General features: G+C 65.1%; 21 protein-coding genes. 5 read left to right on the forward strand and 16 right to left on the reverse strand.

The features are described 5' to 3' along the window. Positions 1–32: 32 nt before the first annotated feature. Complete coding sequence (locus JJB99_RS13700; protein ID WP_200499242.1) at positions 33–995, reverse strand: UDP-glucuronic acid decarboxylase family protein; 963 nt, start codon at positions 993–995, stop codon at positions 33–35. Positions 996–1,219: 224 nt separating this feature from the next. Here JJB99_RS13700 and rfbF point away from each other — a divergent pair, with 224 nt between their 5' ends. Further along, positions 1,220–1,990: a glucose-1-phosphate cytidylyltransferase gene (gene rfbF / locus JJB99_RS13705; RefSeq protein ID WP_200499243.1), complete on the forward strand. Its 771-nt coding sequence runs from the start codon at positions 1,220–1,222 to the stop codon at positions 1,988–1,990. Beyond that, positions 1,987–3,054: a CDP-glucose 4,6-dehydratase gene (gene rfbG, locus JJB99_RS13710; protein WP_200499244.1), complete on the forward strand. Its 1,068-nt coding sequence runs from the start codon at positions 1,987–1,989 to the stop codon at positions 3,052–3,054. The genes rfbF and rfbG overlap by 4 nt, the downstream gene beginning before the upstream one ends. Here the strand turns inward: rfbG and JJB99_RS13715 are convergent, their stop codons facing one another. Further along, on the reverse strand, positions 3,055–3,942 hold the full coding sequence (locus JJB99_RS13715) for a phosphotransferase family protein (protein WP_200499245.1): 888 nt from the start codon (positions 3,940–3,942) through the stop codon (positions 3,055–3,057). Next, positions 3,932–4,885: a sulfotransferase family protein gene (locus tag JJB99_RS13720; RefSeq protein ID WP_200499246.1), complete on the reverse strand. Its 954-nt coding sequence runs from the start codon at positions 4,883–4,885 to the stop codon at positions 3,932–3,934. Before JJB99_RS13720 ends, JJB99_RS13715 begins: the two co-directional genes overlap by 11 nt. Positions 4,886–5,054: 169 nt before the next feature. Between JJB99_RS13720 and JJB99_RS13725 the strand changes: the two genes are divergently transcribed. The 3 genes from JJB99_RS13725 to JJB99_RS13735 are packed head-to-tail and all read left to right on the forward strand — an operon-like array spanning position 5,055 to position 7,688. Beyond that, on the forward strand, positions 5,055–5,972 hold the full coding sequence (locus tag JJB99_RS13725) for an NAD-dependent epimerase/dehydratase family protein (protein WP_200499247.1): 918 nt from the start codon (positions 5,055–5,057) through the stop codon (positions 5,970–5,972). Then, positions 5,950–6,768 (forward strand): transketolase, encoded by an 819-nt coding sequence (locus JJB99_RS13730; RefSeq protein WP_200499248.1) that lies wholly within the window; start codon positions 5,950–5,952, stop codon positions 6,766–6,768. Before JJB99_RS13725 ends, JJB99_RS13730 begins: the two co-directional genes overlap by 23 nt. Next, on the forward strand, positions 6,765–7,688 hold the full coding sequence (locus JJB99_RS13735) for a transketolase family protein (RefSeq protein WP_200499249.1): 924 nt from the start codon (positions 6,765–6,767) through the stop codon (positions 7,686–7,688). The genes JJB99_RS13730 and JJB99_RS13735 overlap by 4 nt, the downstream gene beginning before the upstream one ends. 6 nt (positions 7,689–7,694) lie before the next feature. On the opposite strand, the gene JJB99_RS13740 is transcribed toward JJB99_RS13735, so the two are convergent. The 13 genes from JJB99_RS13740 to JJB99_RS13800 all read right to left on the reverse strand — a co-directional run bounded on the left by JJB99_RS13740 (position 7,695) and on the right by JJB99_RS13800 (position 23,958). After that, on the reverse strand, positions 7,695–8,657 hold the full coding sequence (locus JJB99_RS13740) for a glycosyltransferase family 2 protein (protein WP_200499250.1): 963 nt from the start codon (positions 8,655–8,657) through the stop codon (positions 7,695–7,697). Between the two features lie 126 nt (positions 8,658–8,783). Beyond that, positions 8,784–10,595 (reverse strand): hypothetical protein, encoded by a 1,812-nt coding sequence (locus JJB99_RS13745; RefSeq protein ID WP_200499251.1) that lies wholly within the window; start codon positions 10,593–10,595, stop codon positions 8,784–8,786. A 308-nt stretch (positions 10,596–10,903) separates the two neighbouring features. Further along, complete coding sequence (locus tag JJB99_RS13750; RefSeq protein ID WP_246775244.1) at positions 10,904–12,367, reverse strand: DUF6056 family protein; 1,464 nt, start codon at positions 12,365–12,367, stop codon at positions 10,904–10,906. 95 nt (positions 12,368–12,462) lie between these two features. Beyond that, the gene (locus JJB99_RS13755) at positions 12,463–13,212 is read right to left on the reverse strand and encodes a glycosyltransferase family 2 protein (RefSeq protein ID WP_200499252.1); all 750 of its coding nucleotides are present in this window, start codon (positions 13,210–13,212) and stop codon (positions 12,463–12,465) included. 11 nt (positions 13,213–13,223) lie between these two features. Continuing rightward, on the reverse strand, positions 13,224–14,624 hold the full coding sequence (locus JJB99_RS13760) for a capsule biosynthesis protein (RefSeq protein ID WP_200499253.1): 1,401 nt from the start codon (positions 14,622–14,624) through the stop codon (positions 13,224–13,226). 175 nt (positions 14,625–14,799) lie between these two features. Continuing rightward, the gene (locus tag JJB99_RS13765; protein WP_200499254.1) at positions 14,800–16,527 is read right to left on the reverse strand and encodes a hypothetical protein; all 1,728 of its coding nucleotides are present in this window, start codon (positions 16,525–16,527) and stop codon (positions 14,800–14,802) included. Next, entirely contained in the window at positions 16,524–17,918 is a 1,395-nt protein-coding gene (locus JJB99_RS13770; RefSeq protein ID WP_200499255.1) for a surface carbohydrate biosynthesis protein, read from the reverse strand. The genes JJB99_RS13765 and JJB99_RS13770 overlap by 4 nt, the downstream gene beginning before the upstream one ends. A 24-nt stretch (positions 17,919–17,942) precedes the next feature. After that, positions 17,943–18,869, reverse strand: a complete 927-nt coding sequence (locus JJB99_RS13775) for a hypothetical protein (protein WP_200499256.1) — start codon at positions 18,867–18,869, stop codon at positions 17,943–17,945. A 63-nt stretch (positions 18,870–18,932) separates the two neighbouring features. Continuing rightward, positions 18,933–20,468 (reverse strand): oligosaccharide flippase family protein, encoded by a 1,536-nt coding sequence (locus JJB99_RS13780; protein ID WP_200499257.1) that lies wholly within the window; start codon positions 20,466–20,468, stop codon positions 18,933–18,935. 10 nt (positions 20,469–20,478) lie between these two features. After that, positions 20,479–21,297: an SDR family oxidoreductase gene (locus tag JJB99_RS13785; protein WP_246775245.1), complete on the reverse strand. Its 819-nt coding sequence runs from the start codon at positions 21,295–21,297 to the stop codon at positions 20,479–20,481. Continuing rightward, a complete protein-coding gene (locus JJB99_RS13790; protein ID WP_200499258.1) occupies positions 21,294–22,010 on the reverse strand; it encodes an acylneuraminate cytidylyltransferase family protein in 717 nt (238 codons plus the stop codon). Before JJB99_RS13790 ends, JJB99_RS13785 begins: the two co-directional genes overlap by 4 nt. After that, positions 22,007–22,915, reverse strand: coding sequence for a Gfo/Idh/MocA family protein (locus JJB99_RS13795; RefSeq protein ID WP_200499259.1), 909 nt, complete (start codon positions 22,913–22,915; stop codon positions 22,007–22,009). Before JJB99_RS13795 ends, JJB99_RS13790 begins: the two co-directional genes overlap by 4 nt. Continuing rightward, positions 22,912–23,958: a nucleotidyltransferase family protein gene (locus tag JJB99_RS13800; protein WP_200499260.1), complete on the reverse strand. Its 1,047-nt coding sequence runs from the start codon at positions 23,956–23,958 to the stop codon at positions 22,912–22,914. Before JJB99_RS13800 ends, JJB99_RS13795 begins: the two co-directional genes overlap by 4 nt. Between the last annotated feature and the right edge of the window lie 39 nt (positions 23,959–23,997).

The following is a 23,997-nucleotide window of genomic DNA, read 5'->3' on the forward strand; positions in this document are numbered from 1 at the left end:
TCGCTTGCGGATGACGTGAGTTGCGAGCGGAATCAGGCGATTTCGAGCGAGTGCTTGAAATAGGCGATCGTCTCCTTGAGGCCGTCCTCGAGCGCGACCTTCGGCTCCCAGTTCAGCACCGCCTTGGCCTTGGCGAGGTCGGGCTGGCGCTGCCGCGGATCGTCCTGCGGCAGCGGCTTGAACTCCAGCCTGGAGCGCGAGCCCGTCAGCTTGATGACCTTTTCCGCGAGCTCGCGGATGGTGAACTCGGAATTGTTGCCGAGATTGATCGGGCCGGTGACGTCTTCCCCGGTGAGCATCAGCCGCAGAATCGCCTCGACGAGGTCGTCGACATAGCAGAACGAGCGTGTCTGCCCGCCGTCGCCGAACACGGTGATCGGCTCGCCTTTGAGCGCCTGGACGATGAAGGACGATACCACGCGCCCGTCATTGGGCTGCATGCGCGGGCCGTAGGTGTTGAAGATGCGCGCGACCTTGATCGGCAGGCCGTGCTGGCGCCAATAGTCGAAGAACAGCGTCTCGGCGCAGCGCTTGCCCTCGTCGTAGCAGGAGCGGATGCCGATCGGGTTGACGTTGCCCCAATAATCCTCGGTCTGCGGATGGATCAGCGGATCGCCATAGACCTCGCTGGTGGAGGCCTGGAAGATGCGGGCCTTCAGCCGCTTGGCAAGGCCCAGCATGTTGATGGCGCCGTGCACCGAGGTCTTGGTGGTCTGCACGGGATCGCGCTGGTAGTGGATCGGCGAGGCCGGGCAGGCCAGGTTGAAAATCGCGTCGACCTCGATGTAGAGCGGGAAGGTGACGTCATGCCTGACGGCCTCGAACAGCGGATTTGCGATCAGATGGGCGATGTTGCGCCGGCTGCCGGTGAAGTAATTGTCCGCGGACACCACCTCGGCGCCCGCCTCGAGCAGCCGCTCGCAGATATGCGATCCGATGAAGCCGGCGCCCCCGGTCACGAGGATGCGGCTATTCTTGTAGCTTTCAAACGGCATTATCGGTTCCAGGTGGGTCTTGGACGGCGCGACCGGTGCTTGCCCGCGGCCGCAGAGTGGTATCGGCTACGGGAGGAAACGCCAATAGGGTTACTTGCTGGTAACATACTACTGTCGAAAATCCTCAATAGGGACGTGTCCGGACAGTTTTCCAGCTGTTTCCGGTTCGTATAGAAGCCGTCGGGTATGCAAGGGGACGCACGTCCCCGTTTGGAGCCAGGTGAATGAAGGTTGTAATTCTCGCCGGAGGTCTGGGCACCCGAATCGCCGAAGAGACCAGCACGCGGCCGAAGCCGATGGTCGAGATCGGCGGCCGGCCCATCCTCTGGCACATCATGAAGATCTACAGCCATTACGGCTTCAATGATTTCGTGATCTGCCTCGGCTACCGCGGCTACATGATCAAGGAGTACTTCGCGAACTACTTCCTGCACATGTCCGACGTCACCTTCCATCTCGCCGAGAACCGGATGGAGGTGCATCGCGAAACCGCCGAGCCCTGGCGGGTCACGCTGGTCGATACCGGCGAAGATACCCAGACCGGCGGCCGGCTGAAGCGGGTGCTGCCCTACGTCGCGAACGAACCGTTGTTTGCGCTGACCTATGGCGACGGCGTCGCCGACATCGATCTGACCGCCGAGATCGCCTTCCACAAGGCGCATGGGCGGCGGGCGACCGTCTCGGTGGTGCGGCCCGCAAAACGATTCGGCGCGGTCGCGATCGAGGGCGACCGGGTGGTCAATTTCGAGGAGAAGCCGAACGACGACGGCGGCTGGATCAATGGCGGCTTCTTCCTGCTGTCGCCGTCGGTCGGCGAGCTGATCGCCGGCGACAAGACGATCTGGGAGCGCGAACCGATGGAGCAGCTCGTGCGCGGCGACGATCTGCGCGCCTATGTGCATCCCGGCTTCTGGCACCCGATGGACTCGCTGCGCGATCGCAACTTCCTCGAGGGCGAGTGGGCGAATGGCCGCGCCAAGTGGAGAATCTGGTGATCGATCCGGCATTCTGGCGCGGCAAGAAGGTCTTTCTCACCGGCCACACCGGCTTCAAGGGCGCCTGGGCTTCGCTGCTGCTGCACCGCCTCGGGGCCAGCGTCTACGGCTATGCGCTCGAGCCGACGCATCCATCCTCGCTGTTCGTGACGGCGCGGATCGCCGACGACATCAAGCACCGCATCGCCGACATCCGCGACCTCTCCACCTTACGCGCCGCAATGGCTGAGGCCGCGCCCGACATCGTCATCCACATGGCGGCGCAGGCGCTGGTGCGGCCGTCCTACGAGGAGCCGGTCGAGACGTTTGCGACCAACGTGATGGGCACCGTGCATGTGCTGGAGGCGGCGCGGCAGCTGGCTCGCGTGCAGGTGATCCTGAACGTCACCAGCGACAAATGCTACGAGAACGACGGCGCAGGCACCGCCTTCCGCGAGGGCGACCGCCTCGGCGGCGACGATCCGTACAGCAACAGCAAGGCCTGCGCCGAGTTGGTGACGCACTCCTATCGCCACAGCTTCTTTAGAGCGAAGGGCGCGGCGCGCGTCGCGACCGCACGGGCCGGCAATGTGTTCGGCGGCGGCGACTGGGCGCGCGACCGCCTGGTGCCCGATGCGATGCAGGCCTTCCTCGCCGGCGAACCCTTACGCATCCGTAACCCCAATTCGGTGCGGCCTTGGCAGCACGCGCTCGATCCGGTGCTCGGCTATCTCACGCTGGTCGAGCGGCTGGCGGGCGAGGAGCGCTTCATCGGCGGGTGGAATTTCGGTCCCGATGCTGCGAGCGAAGTCCCGGTCGGGACCGTGGTCGAGCATCTGATCAAGCTGTGGGGCGACGGTGCGCGCTGGACCGCCGATGCCGGTCCGCATCCGCACGAAGCCGCCTATCTCCGCCTCGACTGCGCCAAGGCCCGCAGCGAGCTCGGCTGGACGCCGCGGCTTGGTCTGGCGCAGGGCCTTCGCCTGACCGTCGACTGGTACAAGGCGCTGCGCGAGGGGCGGGACCTGCGCGCATTCTCGCTCGATCAGCTCGACCAAGTCGTCGGCGCTGCGCGGGGCGGGTGATCAGCGCAGCTCCAGAATCTCGGTGATGCGCGCCTGCGCCGACACCGCGTGCTTCAGATACGCGCCCGAGCAGACCGCCAGATAGGATTTGAGCAGGACGACGAGCGCGAGGATCGCGCGCTCGATCTCGGGCGCAAGGCCGGTTCGGCCGAAGGCTGCCGTTTGCAGAAACGGCCGGTTCTCCATGAAGGTCAGCCAGTAGAGATAGTCGTAGCCGGCGATGCCGAGAAACGCGTCCTCCCAGTCGATGACGCGCGCTGCCATGCCCTCGAGCATGATGTTCTTCGGTCCGAAGTCGCCGTGGCAGAGCGTTGCGGGCAGATCCGCGAAGCGATCTCCGAGTAGTCTGATCAGACGGCTCACTTCGGCTGCACTTGCTTGATCCAGCAGGCCGCGGTCCGAAAGGATGTTCAGGGCGCGTTTGGCGGAGGCCAGATAGTGCTCAAACGAAGGGAGATCATCCGACCGCCAGCCGCCGAGCCGTTCGCTGCATTCGCGCGCCATCGCGGCGGCATCCGCCGATTGCATCGGGCCTGTGAGCGGCGCGAGCGCCGGCATCAACAGGCACAGCCGGCTCATTCCGTCCGCAACCGCGACCTCGAAACGATCGAGCACGATCGCCTTGCCGTAGAGCCGTTCGAGAATATCGGCTTCCCTGGCCAGGCTGGCGCGCGCGGCGGCATCGGGAAGATGCGTCTTCAGAAACCGCTTCTCGCCGGCGATCTCCGCATCGAAGCAGATGCCGAGTGTGCCGCCGAGGACCGGCGTCACGACGGCATTGCGGCCGGATGATGGCAGCTGCTGTCGTAGCGCGGGCAGGATGCGCGCGCGATCGGCGGCGATGTCGGGACGGTCGTCGGCTTCGAAGAACGCGATCTTACCCAGCACGATAGAGCGGGCTCAGATAGTCGATCTGGTCGTAGCCGAAATGGCGGGCCAGCGCGGCAGTGCCCTGCGCGATCTGCTTGCGCTCCTCGTCCGAGAGCTCCTGGATCACGGCCTGGTTGTAGTCCTTGGTGCTCTTGAGCACGGTGCCCCAGGGCGCGATGGAGTCCTTGATCTCGACGCCGTTCCAGCTCGGATAGAGCATGCTGTCGGCAAACGGCACGCCGATGAAGCTGGCCGCCTCGGTCATGAACTTGCGCTTGTCATCGACGAGGTCCTCGTAGCGGAAGATGCGCACGTTCTCGGGATACATCTTGGCGAACATCTCGACGGTCGAGTGATAGATGTTCCAGGTGATCAGGTACTTGGACAGCGGCTGCGGGAACGGACGACGTTTGGTGTCGCGATAGGCCGAGAACGGATTGCGCACGATGTGCAGGATGCGGACATTGGGGAAGTCGCGCACCATGCGGTCGGCGTCGATGCCAATGGCGGGCGAGTAGCCGACATGCACCATGCCGGGGCGCGGCCTCGTGTAGTAGTTCTCCCAAGCCGTGAAGGTCGAGCGGAAGAAGGCCTCGATCACCTTGCGGCGCGGGATCGGCGCCTCGCCGCACAGCCGGACGAATTCGGCGACACGCTTTTTCTCGTCCAGCACGCAGTCGGCATCGCGGAACTTGGAGCCGTTGCGCTTGCGCAGGAACGTCTTCAGCTCCTCGTCGATCATCTGCTCGTAGAGCTCGGTCGCGGTCAGCCCTTCCGGGAATTCGGGATAGCGGTATTGCACGCGCTCGACCGAGGCGAGGAAGTCGTTGAAGTTGCGGTTGCCGAGCTGCGACTCGAAGGGATAGACCAGCAGGTCGGGATGGCCGTCGAAGTGACGATGGGTGACGTTGCCGCCGTGCTCGAAGCCCGCGGAAACCATGGCCAGCCTGAAGTCGCTCATGCGTCTACCCCTCGTGTCGTCGAACGTCGATTCCAGCCCCCGTTTAGCTGCATGGGCCGGATAATCAAGTTCGGATCGGGCTCGACCGGCACGGAAACACCGGCCTGCACCCGTAGCGCGCGCGAAGCGGGTCATTGACGGGCCGGGGTAGCTGATCTACCCGGGGCCGATGCGGGTTTTTGTCACCGGCGCGAGCGGTTTTCTGGGCTCCTATCTCGTTGCGGACCTCCTGGCGCGGGGGCACGAGGTGGCCGTCCTGCTGCGGCCGGACAGCCCTTCCTGGCGTCTTGCCGACGTCTATGACCATCTGCACGTGATTCCGGGCGCTCTGGAGCATCTCGACCGGCTGCGCGGGCCTCTCAAGGCCTTTGCGCCGCAGGCGGTTGTGCACATGGCCTGGCGCGGCGTCGCCGGCAGCGACCGCAACAGCCCCCTTCAGGCGGCCAACGTGACCGACACGGTCGAGCTTGCCGAGCTCGCCACGGAGGCCGGCGCCAAAGCCTTCGTCGGCGCCGGATCGCAGGCCGAATACGGCCCTTACGATCGCGCGATTCGCGAGGACGACGTCCCGCGGCCGACGACCCTTTACGGCATGGCCAAGCTCGCGGCCGGATCGATGGCGATGCGCCTTTGCGAGGAGCGGGGCGTGCGCGCGGCCTGGCTGCGGATTTTCTCGACCTATGGTCCCAAGGATGCGGACTACTGGCTGATCCCAAGCATGATCCGGAACCTGCGTTCCGGACAACACATGGCGCTGACGGCTTGCGAGCAGCGCTGGGGATTTTTGCACGCGCGCGATGCCGCCGCGGCCTTCCGGCTGACGCTCATGCACGACGCTGCGAGCGGCATCTTCAACGTCGGCAGCCCGGAGGCGCCGCCGCTGCGCGAGACGGTGAGCCGGCTGCGCGATCTCGTCGATCCCGGCGCAAGCCTCGGCTTCGGTGAGTTGGCGTACCGGCCCGATCAGGTTATGATCCTGGCCGCGGACGTTTCGCGCATGCTCGCGTTGGGCTGGAAGCCCGAAGTGCCGTTGGATCAGGGACTACGCGAGACGGTAGACTGGCATGACGCGACCAAATCTTCCTGAGCCGACGGAGTTTGCGCGGCGCATCCGCGCCCACGCGCTGCGGATGGTGCATGCCGCCAAGGCCTCGCATATCGGCGGCTGCCTTTCGATGGCGGACATCCTGGCGGTGCTGTACACGCGGATCCTGCGTCTCGATCCCGCGGAGCCGCAAGCCGCGAACCGCGATCGCTTCGTACTTAGCAAGGGCCACGCCACGGCGATCATGTACGCCACGCTCGCCGAATGCGGTTTCTTCTCGCTGGCCGAGCTCGACACCTATTGCCGCGACGGGTCGATCTTCACCGGGCACGTCAGCCACGCCGTGCCCGGCGTCGAGGTCTCGACCGGCTCGCTCGGCCATGGCCTGCCGATCGCGATCGGCATGGCGCTCGCGGCGCGCTCGGCAGGTCGCGGTGCCCGCGTGTTCTGCCTGCTCAGCGACGGCGAATGCGACGAGGGCTCGAACTGGGAGGGCATCCTGTTCGCGCCCCATCACAAGCTCGACAATCTCTGCGTCATCGTCGACTTCAACAAGATTCAGAGTTTCGGGTCGGTCGCCGAGGTGCTGAACCTCGATCCGTTCGCCGAGAAATGGAAGGCGTTCGGCTGGCAGGTCGAGGAGATCGACGGCCACGATGTCGCTGCGCTCGAGCGCGTGCTGGGCGGCGTACCGGCGCCATCGGGCCGGCCGACCGTGGTGATCGCCCACACCGTGAAGGGCAAGGGCGTGAGTTTCATGGAGAACAAGCTCGAATGGCACTACCGCTCGCCCTCCGATGAACTGCTGGCGCAGGCGCTGGCGGAGGTCGGCGCATGAGGACGACGTTCATCGAGAGCCTGTCGCAGGCGGCAAGCGAAAACCCCGACATCTGGCTGCTCTGCGGTGATCTCGGTTATTCCGTGCTGGAGCCGTTCGCGGCGAAATTCCCCGAGCGCTATCTCAACATCGGCGTTGCCGAGCAGAACATGGCGGGCATCGCCGCCGGGATCGCGCTGTCGGGCAAGACCGTCTTCATCTACTCGATCGGCAACTTCCCGACGCTGCGCTGCCTCGAGCAGCTCCGCAACGACGTCTGCTACCACGGCGCCGACGTCAAGGTCGTGGCGGTCGGCGCCGGCTATGCCTATGGCAGCCAGGGCTACACCCATCACGCGCTGGAAGACGCCGGGATCATGTCGATGCTGCCCGGTATCGAGGTGTTCGTGCCCTGCGATCCCCAGGAGGTGCGCGCCGCAACGCATCTGATCGCAGGCAGCGGCAAACCGTCCTATCTGCGGCTCAGCCGGCAGGGCGAGCCGAATCTCGGCACTGCGGTAACCGATTTACGCAAGCCGCGGATTCTGCGGGAAGGACGGGACATCGTCATCCTCGCCTCCGGCCCGATCGCCTCCCGCGCGCTGGAGGCAGCCGAGGCGCTGGCCGGGCGCGGCGGGGACGTCGGCGTCGTCGGCGTCTCCTGCCTGAAGCCGCTCGACGAGGCCGCGATCCGCGACGCGGTGCGCGACGCATCGCTCATCGTGACGCTCGAGGAGCACATCCTGCGCGGCGGCCTGTTCAGCATGGTCGCAGGCGCCTTTGCCGGCGATGCGACAAGGCCGCCGGTCACCGGCATCGGCATTCCCGAGCAGGGCGGCAAGACCTCGAGCGCAGGATCGCGCGAGGCGCTGCTCGATGCCGCCGGCCTCTCGGCCGGGGCGATCGTCGCGCGGATCGAGCAGGCGCTGGCGAAGCGCTGAGGCGCGTCAGGTTCCGGGCGGCGCCGCCGGATCGAAATTTATGCGCTCGCGCTCGAACACCACCGGCTTCTCGCGCACCTGCCCGTAGATCGCGAGCACATATTCGCCGATCATGCCCATGAAGAACAGCTGCACGCCGCCGAAGAAGAACATGGCGACGATCAGGGTGATGATGCCGGGCTCGGCGAGCTGCCGGTACAGGACGAGGCCGATCACGAAGTTGACGAGGGCATAGCCGATGCTCAGCGCCGAGATCAGGAAGCCCGCGAACAGGCCGAAGCGGACCGGAGCGGTGGTGAAGGATACCAGCCCATTGAGGCCCTGGTCGATCAGCGCGCCGGCGCGGTTCTTCGAAAACCCCTTCTTGCGCTCGCGCCAGGTGTAGGGCACGCCGACCATGCGGCCGCCGCACTCGAATGTCATCATCCGCATGAACGGATAGGCGTCACGGACATGGCGCATGGCTTCGACGACGCGCCTGTCGACGAGCTGGAAGTCGCCGACGCCCGGAGGCACCTTGAGCTCGGAGAATCTGGTCAGCACGCGGTAGTAGGCGTCGCGCAGCCCGCGCATCAGACGGCTCTCTTCCCGGACGGCGCGGATGCCGTAGACGATCTCGTTGCCGGCCTCCCACAGCCTGACGAATTGCGGAAGCAGCTCGGGCGGGTCCTGGAGATCGGCCGGCATGAACAGGAGGACAGCATCGCCGCTGCTCGCCATCACGCCGTTATAGGTGTTGCGCAGCGGTCCGAAATTGCGCGCGTTGACGATGATCTTCACCGCGGGATCCTGCGCTGCGATCTCGCGCAGGATCTCCATCGTGCGGTCGTCGGAGGCATTGTCGCAGAAGATGTGCTCGCGCCGATAATCCTTGAGCTCACTGTCGAAGATCTGGCGGATCGCCTGATAGCAATCCCGCACGTTCAGCTCTTCGTTGTAGCAGGGCGTGATGATGCTGATTGTCTTCACGTTTGTCTCACGAAAGGCACAAGTTGGCCTGGCCGAAGCCCGGCGCGGACGCGTGGCGCAGACGACCTCGTTAACATCTAAGGTCCTGGCGAGCTAGGTCTTGCGGTTGATCGCCCAGCTGCGAGGTCAATCGTCACCACAACATGGAGATCGGCAGGCTCCCCCGATCGGGGCCGACTTGCTGTCAACGCGGACCATCTGCGGTTCGCTCGGGCGCGGCTCCGCATGGCCGAGGTCCCGAATGGTGAGATAGGCCGTTTCGAACGGGCCTGGCCGGGGCCTGATTGCCGTCAAGGTGACCGTCTCAATCTGGCCGTTGGAAACGAAGTCCCCGAAACCGTACTCCGGATGGCCGCGCAACTTCTTGCAGCGGTCGACCAGCGTGGCGACGACTTTCGGAGTGAGTTCCTGGGCATAGTCGCCGGCTGAAGGGTTGATGAACTCTTGATTGGATTGGGGCAACACCGGACCGCTGCCTGGACCGGTTCTGACGAGCCATGCCAATTCATAGAACGGGAAGAAGCGACCGAACGTCCGGTACGTCCGGTCATTCTCCACCACATACATCATGGTGCCGCTGGGCGGTACTTCTCGCCTGAAGTGATCGGCAATCTGACGGGTCTCGAGAATATCCGCCAGCATCCGGTGCATAAACGAGAAATCCAGCACCAGGAACCCGATCGCGGTGACGACTGCCGCCCTTGCAAAAAAACGGCGCGGAAACAGCAGGCGGTAGATCGCAACGATGGTAAAGCCGCTCACCAGCATCAGCGTGGTCTGATGGCGTGTCTCCCACAATCCAGAGAAGCGCGGAGGGTTGCCGACCATCACATATGGAAAGAGTGCCGAGATGCACAGGGTGAAGGCCGCGATGACGGCGATCCATCGCTCCAACCCGGGGCGATCGCCACGCTGCTCGCTACTCGCGACAAGCGGGACGTGCCAGATGCGAACGATCGCGATCGTCAGCGCGACGATCAGTGCCACTGCAATGGCAATCTCCAACAGATCGAACCCCTTTGGCAGCAGGAGTGTGGCAGCATCGAACCCGTTTGGCAGCAGGAGTGTGGTATCAATGCCGACCTGCGCGAACAGGGTCGTGACCGTGCGTCCAAGCGCCGTCACAGGGTCCATCTTGAACGAATTGTATTGCGCAAAGAGGCCATATGCCGGCTGAAATGTCTTCTTGGCGAGCCAGTAAGCCGGAGGCGCGAGCAGAAGTTCGCTGCGCGCCGCGATCGAGCGTGTCGCCGCGTTGATCCGGTCTCGGACCGAGGTGCTGTTCTTCGACATGCGCCATTCGTGAAGCAAAACGAGCGCGGGTGCGATCCAGCCCATCACTAGAAACGAATTGGTCGAGAACGCTAGAAACAGCAGAAGCAGAATCAGCACGCGCCGGCCGAAGGAGGGCTTGTCGAGGTCGAGCAACAACAGAAAGAGCGCGAGCACGAAGAACAGGCTCGAGAACGCGTATGGCGCTGTCGATATGAAGAAACGGGCCTGGTTCAAAGGAACCAGGACCGTGAGCAGCGCGGCCCAGAAGGCATCAACAGGCGGCCAGGCGGTGGCTCGTCGAACAATCGCATAAATCACTGGCCCGATTGCCGCAGAGAGCAGCAACACGACGGCCGTGCAATCACGCGCCGTGCCGTAGGTCGCCAGCGGCTGCACCAGCAGGAATTGATCGCGGCGTCCCAATTGCTTGAAGAGTTCCCAGAGGTCGCCGGATCTGGCGAGCAAAACCAGCGTCCAGTCGTCCCAAAGTCTTTGGTCCGTCAGGAGCAGCGGCCCATACGCGATCAGAACCGCAAGCACGAGAACGATGGTATATTTGCGGTGAACAGATCCCGGCGAATCTGCGCAGGTCCGCAGCGTTTGCCGATCGTCCGCAACGTCGTCCGGCGGTGCAGATGGCTGCGAGGACACTATCTGGTCCATGCCCATCCTCTCTCGGAATCGTCACGCACTACCGCTTTCGGCACAAATCAGTGAAGTTCGGCAGCACGGACGGAGGACTTGCGATTTCTCCGTGCACAACGCGGCAAAGAGCACTTTCGGTCGGTCTCACGTGGATGTCCTGCCCTAACAACTTTCAAAACGAATTTCCATATCACACACGCTTAGCATGAAGGCAATAGCTTCGTGCCGGGGATAGCTGATCGACAGCGGGAACTTTCGGAAGTTGCGCCTGGTCGAACTCGCGAGGACATCGCGCAGCGATGTCGGACATCTGGCCGACACCTCGTTCATCGCGCGTCCGCGACGTGGATGGCGGATTTGTGATAGTATCTGGCGATGCAGTCATTCGGCAATCTGTCGGCATTTGCCGTCACGTCGGAGGTCATCAGCAGGGACGGCGTCCATCTGTGCCTGGGCACGGCGACCACCGGTGTGGTGCTCGTGGTCAGGAGGACGTGCCGGGCGACGCTTTCCTGGGAGTATGGGTAAAGATCCTGCCACTGTCCGCGGAGCAGCGACGCCGTCGAGCTGCAAGCGAGCGAGGCGATCAGGAGCAACGCAAGGCCCGTCGGCAGCGCAACCGGGCCGAGCAGTCCGCTTGCCGAAAGCCGCTCGCGCAGCTGCCCGCGGTAAGCCCGGACCAGCAGCCTGACGCTCAGCATCAGTCCGAACAGCAGCAGAATCAGCGCCTCGTTCTGTGCGCGTTCGACTAGCCGGAATCCTGTCGCATATTGATGCGCGAAATATTCGAAGTAGCAGCAGGCAAGGCATGCGGCGATGATGCCGAGCGCCAGCATCTTGCCGTGGCGGGATATCGGCGCGGTCTCCGGCTCGACCAGCGCGACGGCGCCTGCGGCAAGAAGCGAGACGATAATTGCGGGCTCGCGGAAGAACCGGCCGAGCCCGATCAGCGAATCCCGGAAGCCGTTCAACAGCGACGGCAACAGGTGACCGGCATTCGGGAGCTGCTCCATGCGTGCGCTGTTGCCGCCGGCCGATACCACGACGACAAAGCCTACGGCGACGGCGAGGGCGATCAGGCCGTGATGCGCGATCTGGCGCGGCTGACTGAACACGTGACGTGCAAGCAGGGATGCGGCGAGAATCAACAGAAGCCAGAGGCCGGTGAACTCGTTGCACAACGCCGCGAGGAGTCCGCCGAGAGCCATGCCCGCAGTAAGCGGCCAGGAAAATCCTGTTTCGGTGTCGAGCGCCCGCGTGCACTCACCAAGCATCAGAATGGTGAGCAGCGCAGGCGGGACGTAGCAGGTCAGGCCCGCCAGCCAGTAGAGCAGTTCGCGCAGGCTCGGCGCGGCGCCGACCACGGCGCTTGCAAAAGCGAGGGTCAGGAGGGTCAATTGCAGCGCGCCGGCGCGCGGCCATGCGCGAACCGTCGCGACGGCCGACCCGAGCAGGAACACGCCGGCACTCACCGCCAGCGTCAGCGAATAGGCCGACAGCAGGTTGATCCCGGTCGCGCTCGTGATTGCCGGTGGGATCTGGGTCAGCAACAGGGGCAGAATCCGGCCCGACTGTGAATGGTAGAAGATCGAAACGGTCTCGATGAAGCCATGGCGTGCATACAGATCCGCGAAACAGAAGTCGTCGTGCTCGGGCGCGCCGAGCCATGTCAGCGCAAACAGGCCGAGCAGAAAGATTGCGGGAAACAGGCTGCACAGCGTCCAGGCAAGGCTGGCTCTGCGCTCGGCGAGGGGGCGCGCCGCGAATGGCATAACATCTTGATTGTACACGCAAAGCCCCCTTCGACCCGGTCAGACTAATGACAACTGAACGAGGTCGCAATGTTCATTCCCGGCCCTTGCCGGCGGCCGCGCCGCGCTCGCCTCTAAAACTCCCGGCGCTTCAGCCAGGCGCGCGCGCTCCAATGGCCGAAGCACCAGGCCGATTTGAGCAGCGGCAGCTGCTCGACATTGCGGTAGATGTTCCAGACCCATTTGGCGGAGCGCGCCGGGCGGCTGGAGACGGAGGAGCCCCTGACGCGATAGCGCGCCAGATCCTCGTTGAGGCCGTGGGCGACATGGCCGCGCCGCAGGATCGACAGCCACAGGCAGAAATCGTCATAGCCCTCGTTCGTCATCGCGACCGGCCCCGAAATCTCGCGGTCGACCAGCGCCGTCAGCGTCGCGATCGACGTGTTCTTCAACAGCTGATCGTAGCTCAGCGATGCCGGCACCTCGATCAGCCGGCCGGACATGGTGTTGGCCTCATCGATGCGGCGGAACGCGGTGTAGCTCAGTGCGGCGCGCTTCTCGCGGGCAAAGGCGAGCTGGTGTTCGAGCTTGGTGGGCAGCCACAGATCGTCGCTGTCGAGGAAGGCGAGGTAGCGGCCCTGCGCCTGGTCGATCGCAGCCTGACGCGCCAGCGCCGGGCCGCCGTTCTTCGCCTGCCTGATCAGCTTGACGCGGGGGTCGCGCTCGCCGATCTCTGCGATGATCGCGGGCGTGCGATCCGTCGAGCAGTCGTCGGCGATCAGGAGCTCCCAGTCGCCGAACGTCTGCGCCTGCACCGAATCGATGGTTTCCTCGATGAAGCGTTCGACGTTCCAGGACGGCGTGATGATGGAGACGAGAGGCATCGCGTGATCCGTTAGTGAGCGGCCGCGGGCGCGGCGAGCGCGGCCTGCAAGGAGGCCGAGAACGTGTCGAGCAGCTTGGGATCGCTGATGTAGAGCTCGCCGGGAAACGAGCGCCGCCACGCGGCTTCGAAATAGGGCGCGCCTCTGGCGGGATCGAACGGCCCCGCACGCATTGCCTCGCGCAGGCGCTGCGGCACGTCGGCGAGCCGGTCGGCCGAATAGACCAGCGGGCAGGTGCGATAGAACGCATCGCCCATCACCACGACCGGCTTGCCGAGCAGCAGGGCCTCGGCGCCCGACTTGCTGTTGACCGAGATCACGGCGTCGGCCCGGTTCAGGACGGCGTAGTTGTTGGTCTGCGGCGGCAACAGGACGAGATTATCGAAGCGACGCGCGAGCTCGAACAGGCGATCCGCCGAGATCGCGCCGATCTGCGCCGGATGCTCCTTGACGACGAGCTGATGCGAATCCGGGATCGTCCGCAGCAGGAAGTCGACGGTCGCGACCTGGTCGAGATAGTCAGGCGCGCGCAGCGTGAGCGCCATATCCGCGGGGACGTGGAAGGGATAGTAGACGAACGGCGTCTCGGGGATCGGCCGGTAGAGCTTGCGCAGGCGCGCGGCGTTGACGGCCATCATCGCGTGCACCCTGGCGTGCCGCAGATTGTGTCCGAACTCCTGATGCTTGCCGAGCGCGAACTGGTCCCACAGCTTTTCGGCGAGGCGGCGCGAGTTGCGCAGGTTCACCACCTTCTTGAAGGCCGCGGAGTAGTGATGCGCGTCCTTCTTCGGGATCACGATCGCGCGCTGGTTCAGCGTGGCATCGAGATAGGATGTCACCTCCGACGACACGATGTCGGCCGGCTTGGCCATCATCTCCGGCGCGGCAAAACTGTCGGGCGTGAAATACATTCGTCCGCGGAAGAACGACGGTTCGATGAACCAGTTGCGGATGCCGCGGCGGCGCGCGGCATAGAAGCTCGCGATCACGGAGAGGAAGCCGCCGAGCTCCTGTACCAGCTCGGCACGTTCGCCTTGGCTCTCCAGGCGGTCGAGCTGCGCCTCCATGGCGTTGGTGTAGATCATGAAGCGGCGGCGCAGCGCGGCCGTGTCGCGGATGCCGAAGGTGAACCGCTCGTGACTGAACAGCAAATTGCTGCCGTCAAGGCCGTAACTCGCGATGCGCGCGTCGAAAGCCTGCCGGTCGTCGGGCGCAGCGCCGGCCTTGAGACCCTCGCGGTACATGTTCATGACTGGCACGCCCGCGGCCTCGGACATCTCGGCGCTGCGGTCATCGAAGGCAAGCAGCTCGACGGCGTATCCCGCCGCGCGCAGCCGCAGCGCCACCGGAATCCAGAACCGGGTCTGATATTCCGCGAGCGTCGTGATCAGGATCGTCTTGTCGGCGGCCATGGGGGCGGGGATGCTTCTGCGAGGTGGCGGGCGTCGGCGTCAGACGGTGCAGCGGATCGCGCCCCGGAACAAGCGGGCCAATATCGCAACTTGGGCCATACCACAACACTTGCGGTGGGCCGATTCCGCTCCGGAAAATGCGAGGGGGCCGGCCAGGCGCAAGTTCCGCTCTCCGTCAGCCGCGACAGCACGGCGCGGGACACGATTCCCCGGCCGGAGCTGTGCTGCGCTCGATCCGCACCAGTTCCGACGGGATCGGGGCGTGGCCGCCCGCGATCCGAAAGGCATCGCCGAGGATTTCGAGCGCGCCGGGGCGAGGCCGTGCCGAAACGAGGTTGACCGTCTCGATCTTGCCGTTCGGCACGAAGTCGGCGAAGCCGAACTGCGGATGCTGCCGGTGGGCCTCGCATAGTTTGACCAAGGCTTCGATCACGGCCGGCGTGACCGCAACCGGATAGGTCCCGGTGGACGGTTCTAGAATCTCGCGATTGGAGATGGCCATGCGCGAGAAGCCCAAGTCGCGCGAATTGACCAGATAGGACAATTCGTAGAACGGCAGGAACCGTCCCATGGTGCGATAGTCGCGGTCGTTCTCGCGCACGAACATCATCGTCCCCGGCGGCGACGGTTGCTGTTTGAACTGCGCGGATATCGCACGCGCTTCGATCGCATCGGCCAGCAGGCGGTGCGTGACCGACATATCGAGCACCAGGAAGCCCGCGCAGATCACGCCTGCCGCAACCGGCAGGAGGATGCGGGGCACGACCAGGCGCAAGGCGGCGACAATGACAAAGCCGCTCACCAGAATCAGCGTCGTCTGGTTGCGCGTTTCCCACAGACCGTTGAAGCGGGGCGGCTTGCCGACGAGAACATAGGGAAACAATGCGGAGATGACGAGCGCCACCGCGATGACGAGCATCAGCCCCTTGATCCACCAGCGCGAGCCGCCAGCCTCGTTACGGGGCATGCGGAGCGGCAGGCGCCACAGCATTGCCAGCCCGCCAAGCAGCAGAATGGCCGCCGTGGCTTCGATGCAAAGCTGCGGCAGGTCGGCGCGCGGGGGCAGCAAATAATCGAAGTTCTCGAACTGCTCGAACACGACCCTGAAGGTCTTGATCAGCGCCGAAACCGGATCGAGCTCGAACTTGTTGTAGTTGGCATAGATGCCGTAGGTCGGTTCAAGGATCTTCTTCGCGGCCCAATAGACCGGCGGCAGCAGCAACAGCTCTGCCCGGCGTATCACGGCACGGATCATTGCACCGAACCGCTGCGACAGCGTGAGGTCCGACCTTCGCCACGCATCGATCGCCACGATGACAGGCGGCAGCCATGCCAGTACGAGGAACGAATTGGTCGTGAAGGCCATCGCCATCAGCAGCGCGGACAGAGCGCGGCGTTTGAACGATGGCGCCTCGAGATCGCTGAGCAGCAGCACCAGCGCGAGTGCGAAGCAGAATGACGAGCACGCATAGGTCAGCGTGACCAGGACGAAACGGGCCTGGTTGAGCGGCACCAGCGCCGTCAGCAGCGCCGCCCAGAACGCCTCCTGCGCCGACCATTGCGTGGCACGGCGGATGATCGTGTAGATCAGTGGAGCCATGACGCAGAACAGCACCAGCTCCAGCGCGACGGTCGCGCGCGGCGGAGCGGTCGCGAACCAGTTGAGCAGCGGAAACACCTCGCGGCTGCCGGCCTGCTTCGACAGCTCCCATAGCGTGCCGGCCTGCGCATGCGCACGGACGACCCAATCGTCCCAGAGCGTGTCGTTGATCAGGGCGAGCGGCCCATACGCAGCCACCACCGCGAGCACCAGCAGCACCGCATATTTCCAGTCGGAGGGAAGCGGGTGCGGATGCCGCGATGATCCGCCTGCGCCGCCGAGCTGGACCAGGGGCGCGTTCATGCGCGTATCGGAAGTTTCTCGATTGCGATGCTGGCGAGCGGCAGGCCGGTGCTCGCGCAGCGGGCTCGCGCGGTTTTGAAGCCGGACGAAGTGGCCTGATCGTGCCGCGCGATGCGCCCCAAAAGACCAGCGACGGCGCCGAGCGCAATCCGCTTGTCGCGGCGCGCCGGATTGACGCGCGCGCGCAGGCTCTCCGTCACCGCCGATCCCAGCACCAGGCTGGCGGCGCCCTTTGCGATCTGGCCGAGGCTTGGATTGGCGCGAGCGCCGGTCAGCGCGCTGGCAAGCGACACATAGCCGCGGCGTCCGCTTTGGCCGGCGAGCACCTCGGCTACGCGCTCAGCCGCGAGCCCGTCATTGCGGTGGAAGAACGCCTCGACATTGCCTGCATGCACGCCGGCGAAGTCGAAGGACTTGGTCTCCGCCTCGACATTGTCGAGCACCGCGAGCAGGGCATCGAAGGACTCGACCGGGCGGCTCACGCGGGCCGGCAGCGAGGCGTGCCCGGCCGTCACCGGCGTGTTGAGATATTCGAGCTGAACCGGCAGCTTGCCGAGCATGACGGATTCAACCGCCGTGCCGCAGTTGAGATGGATGACGGCCGCGGCGTTGCGGATACGATCGAGCACGCTGCCGCTGCCGTCGACCACGACGTTGGCGTGACCGGCAACCGCGTCGCGATAGACCTGCTCGCTCTCGAAGGGGTGCGGCCGGATCAGGATGGCCCGGTCGGGGCGCGCCGCCGCGAGCTTGCGGATCGCCTCGAGATAGCCGGCGAAGACCTGCTTCAGGTCGGCGAGGAAGCGATCGATATAGGCGCCGTCCCAGCCCGCGCGCACCATGGCCTCGCGTTCGGCGCCCGGCTTGCTGGTGAAGCGTGAATTGACCAGCGGAAAGTTGGCGTTGACCAGCAGATAGCCGCGCGGCTCGCCATCGAGCAGCGCGCGCCAGCGCGGCGCGGCGAAATCGAAACGCGGACAGCCGGTGAGATGCAGTTGCTCCGGCTTCATGGCGCCCGCATCGCGGAACGCGTCGTGCAGGCGGCTGCCCCAGAAGAAATAGCCGGACAGGATGTCGGCATAGCCGCTGTTGCGGATATAGGCGGCCATCGCCGGCGGCGAATTGCCGCCACGGTCGGCGAGCACACCGCCTTCGGTGTCGAGCACGTAGAGCGAAAGGCCGGCCTTGGCGAAGCTGCGCATCAGATCGAGATTGGCGTCGCGCGCGTAGTTCACGACCAGCGCGTCGAGGCCGAGCCTCGGCACGTCTACCGCCTGCTCATACATTGGGACGATCACCACCGAGACCCCGCGCGAGGCGAGCTGATAGGCAAGCAGCACGGCCCCAGGCAGGTCGCGCTTGGGGTGGTCGACCACCAATCCGACACGCATGATCGGCTTCCTGCCCCTAGCGGATCAGAGGCGCATCACCGCCCGCTCGACGTCCGAGAGGGGGCCGCTCGCGCGGAAGCGCGGCGCCGGCTCGGGATACATGCGCGGCGGCTGGATATAGGTCGCGGTGTAGAGCAGGCGCGTGCGGTCCGACAGGATCCGGCTGCCCATGTGCAGGCAGCGCGCCGTGTTGACGATGAACGAGGTCAGCCGCGGGGCCACCAGCTCCTTCACGGCGGAGCGGTCCACCTTCGCAAACACCGTGTCGTCGCTCATATGGCTCTTGAGGGTGTTGCGGAACGAGCGCGACGGCGGCGCCGGGATGAAGGTGAACGGACCGTCGGCGGTGTCGCGCACGTCGGTGAGATAGATGAAAAGCTTGCAGACGCGCTTGTCGTCGTGATCGAGATGCCAGAGCTGCGAATAGCTCAGCGCCTTGTTCTCGGTCGGCCGCGACAGGGTCAGCAGCACGTCGGACAATTGCGGCAGGTCATGCATGTAGTCGCCGATGATGCGAAGCATGCCCGGTTGCAAGGCGTAGCGGACGAACGGATGGTCGGTCGCGAACGCGCCGTTGACGAGATCCTCGTCGAGCAGGCTGACCCAGAACGATTTGTGGCCCTGCTGCTGCTTGCCGCTGAGCTCATCGAGCCGCGCGACCTTGGACTGGCCGACATCGAGAACCGCCTGGGCGAGCGAGCGATCGACCAGCGAGGTGACGTCGACATAGCCGTCCTGGTCGAGCTGACGGCTTGCCGCGCTCCATTCCGGTGCGGTCGGCAGCTTGTTGAGAACGGCGCGGCGCCTGGCGCGCGCGCCCGGCTGCATGCTCGCGATCGCGGTCTTGGTCACCCAGCCGAGATCGGTCCGATTGACGTGCCAGAGCAGGCGGCGGAACTGGCTCTGCTTCCGCTTCTTGGGCGTCTGGACACCGGCATCGATGGTCGTCATTAGGGCTCGCTCGACAACGGGAAAACAAGGCCTCTTTAGCCCCAACTCATGGGCTTTTCTACCCTAAAGTGCCGCGGGCGAGACGCCCTTGTGGCCGAACAGCGATTGCTTCAAGCCGCTGATCTGTCTGCGCTGTTCCCGGGTGAGGACCAGGACGTACTGTGCCGCCCATGTGGCGGCGCAAAACACCGTCATCAACAGCGCGAGGGTGATGAGGCCGGGCCCGGGCATGACGTGCAGGATTGCGGCGAGCAGTAGCGCTGCGACGAGAAGCACGGCCCAATGCACCGACAGGATGCGCCAGAACCGCTTCGAGTCGGCGCCAAGTTCCCGGATGAATGTCGAGATCTGCCAAGGCAGGACTGCGACGGTTCCAACCACCTGGCCGAGAATGAAGGCGCGCTCGGCGAACAGATGCGCCGTCACCGCCGTCACCGCAGCCCAGATCACGATGTGGATCATCAGCAGCAGGTTGAGGCGTGCCTGCGTCTTGGTCCGTGTCATGAACAGCGTGTTGCCGAAGATCAGGTACTGGACGCTCATCGTCACGATGAACATGATGCCCATCCAATGCGCGTAGGACATGACCTGCGCGCCGATCCAGAGCTGCATGATCTCGCGCGACATCACCGCGGCCGCGACGAAAGGCGGCATGGTCACGATCGGGAGTAGAATGATTCCAGTCTCGCCGAAGCGGTTGAACTGCTTCGGGTCGTTGCGCTGATCTAGCCGGCTCACGACCGGCAGCAGCGCGGAGGTGAGCAGGCTTGCGACCACCTTGGCGAGGCGGGGAATGCGGACCAGCGTGTCGTAAATACCGACGCTTTGCGGACCGATATACATGCCGATCAGGAACGGCTGGATCGGCGCGATGATGCCGCCGACGAGCTTGCCCTGCATCACCAGGAGGCAGCGGGTCATGACCTCGCGGCTGACCGCGCGGGCCGGCAGCGACAGCTTGACCGAGGTGCGGCTGAGCGCAGCGATCGCGGCGCCGAACAGGATGAGAGCGCGCAGCAGATTGCTTGCGAGGAAATAGTAGGCGACGTTCTCGTAAGGCTGGCCGGAATGCGCGGCGTAGATCGTGGCGGCGACGTAGAGCACGGTGGTCAGGAATTCGCAGATCCGCAGCGAGCCGTAGCGTTCGAATCCCTTGACGACGCCTTCTGCGACCAGAGCGGGGAACAGCACCAGATTGCAGAGCGCGGTCGCGAGCAGCATGCTGGTGAAGCCGGTGACGTGAATAGGTTCGACCTTGAACTGCGCGACGATCAGGGGTGCCGTGAACCATATCGCAAGGCTCAGCACGCCGCCGAGGAGCAGCGAGACCAGCAGCAACAGCAGTATCTGGCTGCCGCCGAGCCTGAGGTCCCGATGCTCGCGCGCACGCGCCACGACCTGCGTCGTGACTTCGGACAAACCAAAGTCGATGACGCCGATCAGGCCCGACGCCAGGAACAGGCGCGTGAGCACGATCAGTCCGAATTCGGCAACGCCCCAGGTCCGGATGATGACCGGAATCACGATCACGCCGAGGACCGCGACCAGCCCGAAGACGATCGCGGAGACCACGGTGTTGTGAAGGAGGCGCTTCAGCATCGCGGGCGGCTCACCAGGCGCTCAAGCCGCCATCGACCGCGATGTTCTGACCCGTGACGTAGGAGGCCGCATCCGAAACCAGGAACAGCATGGCGCCAACCATCTCGTCTGCGCGCGCCATCCGCCCGAGCGGAACGCGATTGCCGTAGCGCTGCTTGAAGGTGTCGTTCTGCCCGCTCTCGACGCCGCCCGGCGTCAGCGTGTTGACGCGCACGCCGCGGCCGGCCCAGTAGGTGGCGAGGTGCTTGGTCAGTCCGATCACGCCCGCTTTGGAAGCGGTGTAGACCGCCGGCGTGTTGATGGCGCGGCCGAGATATTCGGAGCCCTCATAGATGCGCTGGTCGGGCGCCATCAGCCCATAGATCGAGGCGGTCTGCACGATGCTGCCATAGCCGCGCTCGGCCATCCGGCCGCCGAACACCTGCGCGACGGTGAACATGCCGTCGAGATTGACCGACATGATCTCGCGCCAGGTGTCCTGCGAGAATGTCTCGACTGGCGCGAAGAAGGCGTCGATGTCGCGGGTCTTGCTGGCGGCATTGTTGAGCAGGATCGACACGGCGCCGAGCCCGGCCTCGATCGCTTCGGCCGTGGCACGCACAGCATCAGGATCGGTGATGTCGCAGCCAAACCCGTTCGCGCGCACGGAATGGCGCGCGGCGAGCTCGCTCGCGACGCCATCCGCGGTCGCCTGATCGAGGTCGACGATGGCGACATCGGCGCCGAATTCGGCAAGGCCGTCGGCGAAGCGGCGGCCGAGAATGCCGCAGCCGCCGGTGACGACGGCGGTGCGCCCCTTGAGGTCGAACAGCGCCTTGAAGCTCGTCATGATGATGTCCCCCGGAGCTCCTGACGTTGACGGAAGAGGAGCTCGACCAGTGCGAAGTCGACCTCGGAATCGATGTCGACCGAACGTTCCTCCGGCATCTCGAACAGGCGAGTGTCCGGATAGAACACCGCCGGCTTGTCGAGGAATGCAGCGACGCGCCAGACGTAGATCGAGGCGTTCATGTCGAAGCAGCGCGGGCTGTCCTGCCGCCGCACGATCGGCGGATCGGCGATCTTGGAGAGGCCGACGCTGCCGTCCTTGCGCTCCTCGACCAGATTGAAATAGGGCGAGCGGCGGGCGGGCGCGCCGGTGATGACGTTCGGCGCGCCGCTGTCGCGGAGCAGCGCGACGGCGCCGGTGACGTCGGAGGCAAGCCGCAGCGGCGAGGTGACGTCGAGATCGACGAAGATCTCGGGCGTGTGCCCGGTGCGCAGCATCGCCTGTTCGAGACAGTGGCGGATCGCGGGGATTTTCGGCGCAGCATCAGTCGCCATCTCGTCCGGGCGCTTGACCGCGATGTCGGCGCCGGAGCGCAGCGCTTCCTCGAGCAACGCATCGGAGTCGCTGCTGAACGCGATCGCCGTGAACAGGCCGGTCTGCCTGGCCTGCTCGATCGTCCAGGCCAGCAGCGGCCGGCCGAGGAGGGTGCGGCTGTTCTTGCCGACGACGCCCTTGGAGCCGCCGCGGGCGCATATGGTGCAGATCAGGCTCATGCGAAAACCCAGCTCTTCGAATTCAGCGCGCGTTCGCTGGCCTCGATCAAATCCACCACGGCAAGGCCCTCGGTGAGCGAGCAGATCGGACCATCGCCGCTCAGCGCCGCCTGATGCATCGCCCGATAGCTCGTGTCGCGTTCGCTCGCAAAGTGTGTGGCGACGCCATTGATGATCAGATTGCCGCCGGCGAGGTCGGCTTCGATCGTCTCGTCGGCGAGGTTGATGCGGATGCGGCGCAGGCCCGCGCGGTCGAGATAGTCGAGATGAACCTGCACGACCTGCGCCCGCGCCATCTGCATCAGCAGCGCGAGGTGATCGTCAACCTCGAGATCGCGCGCGCCGGAGGCGCCGCCGAGCGCGGCGACGCGCTGCCATGGGCCGAACAGCCAGAGCAGATAGTCGAGCTCGTGGCTGAGGTCGCGCAGCACGCCGCCGCCAGCGGCAATGGTCGAGGAAGCGGTGGCGCGATGATCGCGGCCGGGCCGCCAATCCCTGATGTCCTGTCCGACATAGGCCGAGACCGTGATCGCGGAGCGGCCGTCGAGGCGCGCTGCGAGCGCGGCCATCACGGGATGGAAGCGCAGATTATAGGCGACGAGCAGCTGCGCAAACGGAAAGGCCGGCAGCGGCTCGGACCTTGCGAGCATCGGCTTTTCCACCAGAACGGTGCCGCGAAAACCTGCCTCTGCAAGCTCGCGCAACGCGCCAATGTGCTGCGCCGTCTCGGTCGCGATGACGACGTAATCGACCTGACGGCGCGACAGCGCTTCGCCAAGGCTGGTGTGATCACCGCCGCCGCGGCGGCTGACGGTCGTCACCGCAACGCCGAGCTCCGCGAGGATGCGGGCATGGCGGGTTCCGATCGACCCCAGGCCTGCGACCACAGCGGTGCGAGCGTTCACTGGAAGACCTCGTGAAACTCGGCATGCGCTTGCTCGAAATCTTCGACCCGGCCGATGTCGAGCCAATACTCCCGGATCGGATAGACTGCGACGCGGCCTTCGTTCGCCACGACGCGCTCCAGCACCGCCGGCATGTCGACCCTGACGCCGCGCTCGACGAGCCCGAACACGTTGGGACCGATCACGTAGATACCGGCGCTCACGAACCAGCTCTCGGTCGGCTTCTCGCGGATGACCTGGAGGTATCCATCCGACGCGGTGACGACGCCGTAGGGAACGTGAACCTTGTGCTCGCGCACGGCCATCGTCGCTTCCGCGGGCGATGCATTGTGGAAATCGACCAGCGCGCCGTAATTGATGGTCGTGAGAATGTCGCCATTGGTCACGACGAGCGGCAGATCGGGCCTTGACGGAAACAGACCGAGCGCGCCGGCGGTGCCGAGGCGCTCGGTTTCGTGGATGTAGCGAATCGCTGCGCCGAACGCGGTGCCGTCGCCGAAATGATTCTGGATCAGCTCGGCCTTGTAGTTCACCGAGATGAAGATGTTGCGGAAGCCCTGCTGCACGAAATTGCGCACGATGGTCTCGATCAGCGGGCGGCCGCCGACGTGAAGCATCGGCTTCGGCATCTCGCGTGTCAGCGCGCCCAGGCGCTCACCGAGCCCGCCGGCCATGATCAGCACCGGATTTTCGTATTGCGGTGCTTCGATCAGCTCGTCGAAGGTTTCGACGCCGATCACCTTGCCGTTGGCATCGAGCAGCGGAAGCTGCTTGATCGACTTCTGCCGCATCAGGCCGAGGCGCTCGTCGCGCGGCAGGGTGGCGGAAGCCGACACCGGGGTCGAGTTCATCACGTCGATCGCGCGGCCGTTCAGCGCGATACCGCGGAGCAGTCCGCGCCGGATATCGCCGTCGGTGACGATGCCGGCGAGCTTGCCGTCGTCGAGGACCAGCGCGATCTGGATGCTGCCGCTTTCGATGGCGGCAATGGCCTCGCTCACCGTGGCTTCCGTTCCAACGATGGCTTTTTGCCAGGACTTCATGGTGATCGACCTCGCGGACGTTCGCGCTGTACCGGCGCT

Origin of the sequence: Bradyrhizobium diazoefficiens, from assembly GCF_016616235.1 — a bacterium.
Taxonomy (GTDB): Bacteria; Pseudomonadota; Alphaproteobacteria; order Rhizobiales; family Xanthobacteraceae; genus Bradyrhizobium; species Bradyrhizobium diazoefficiens_H.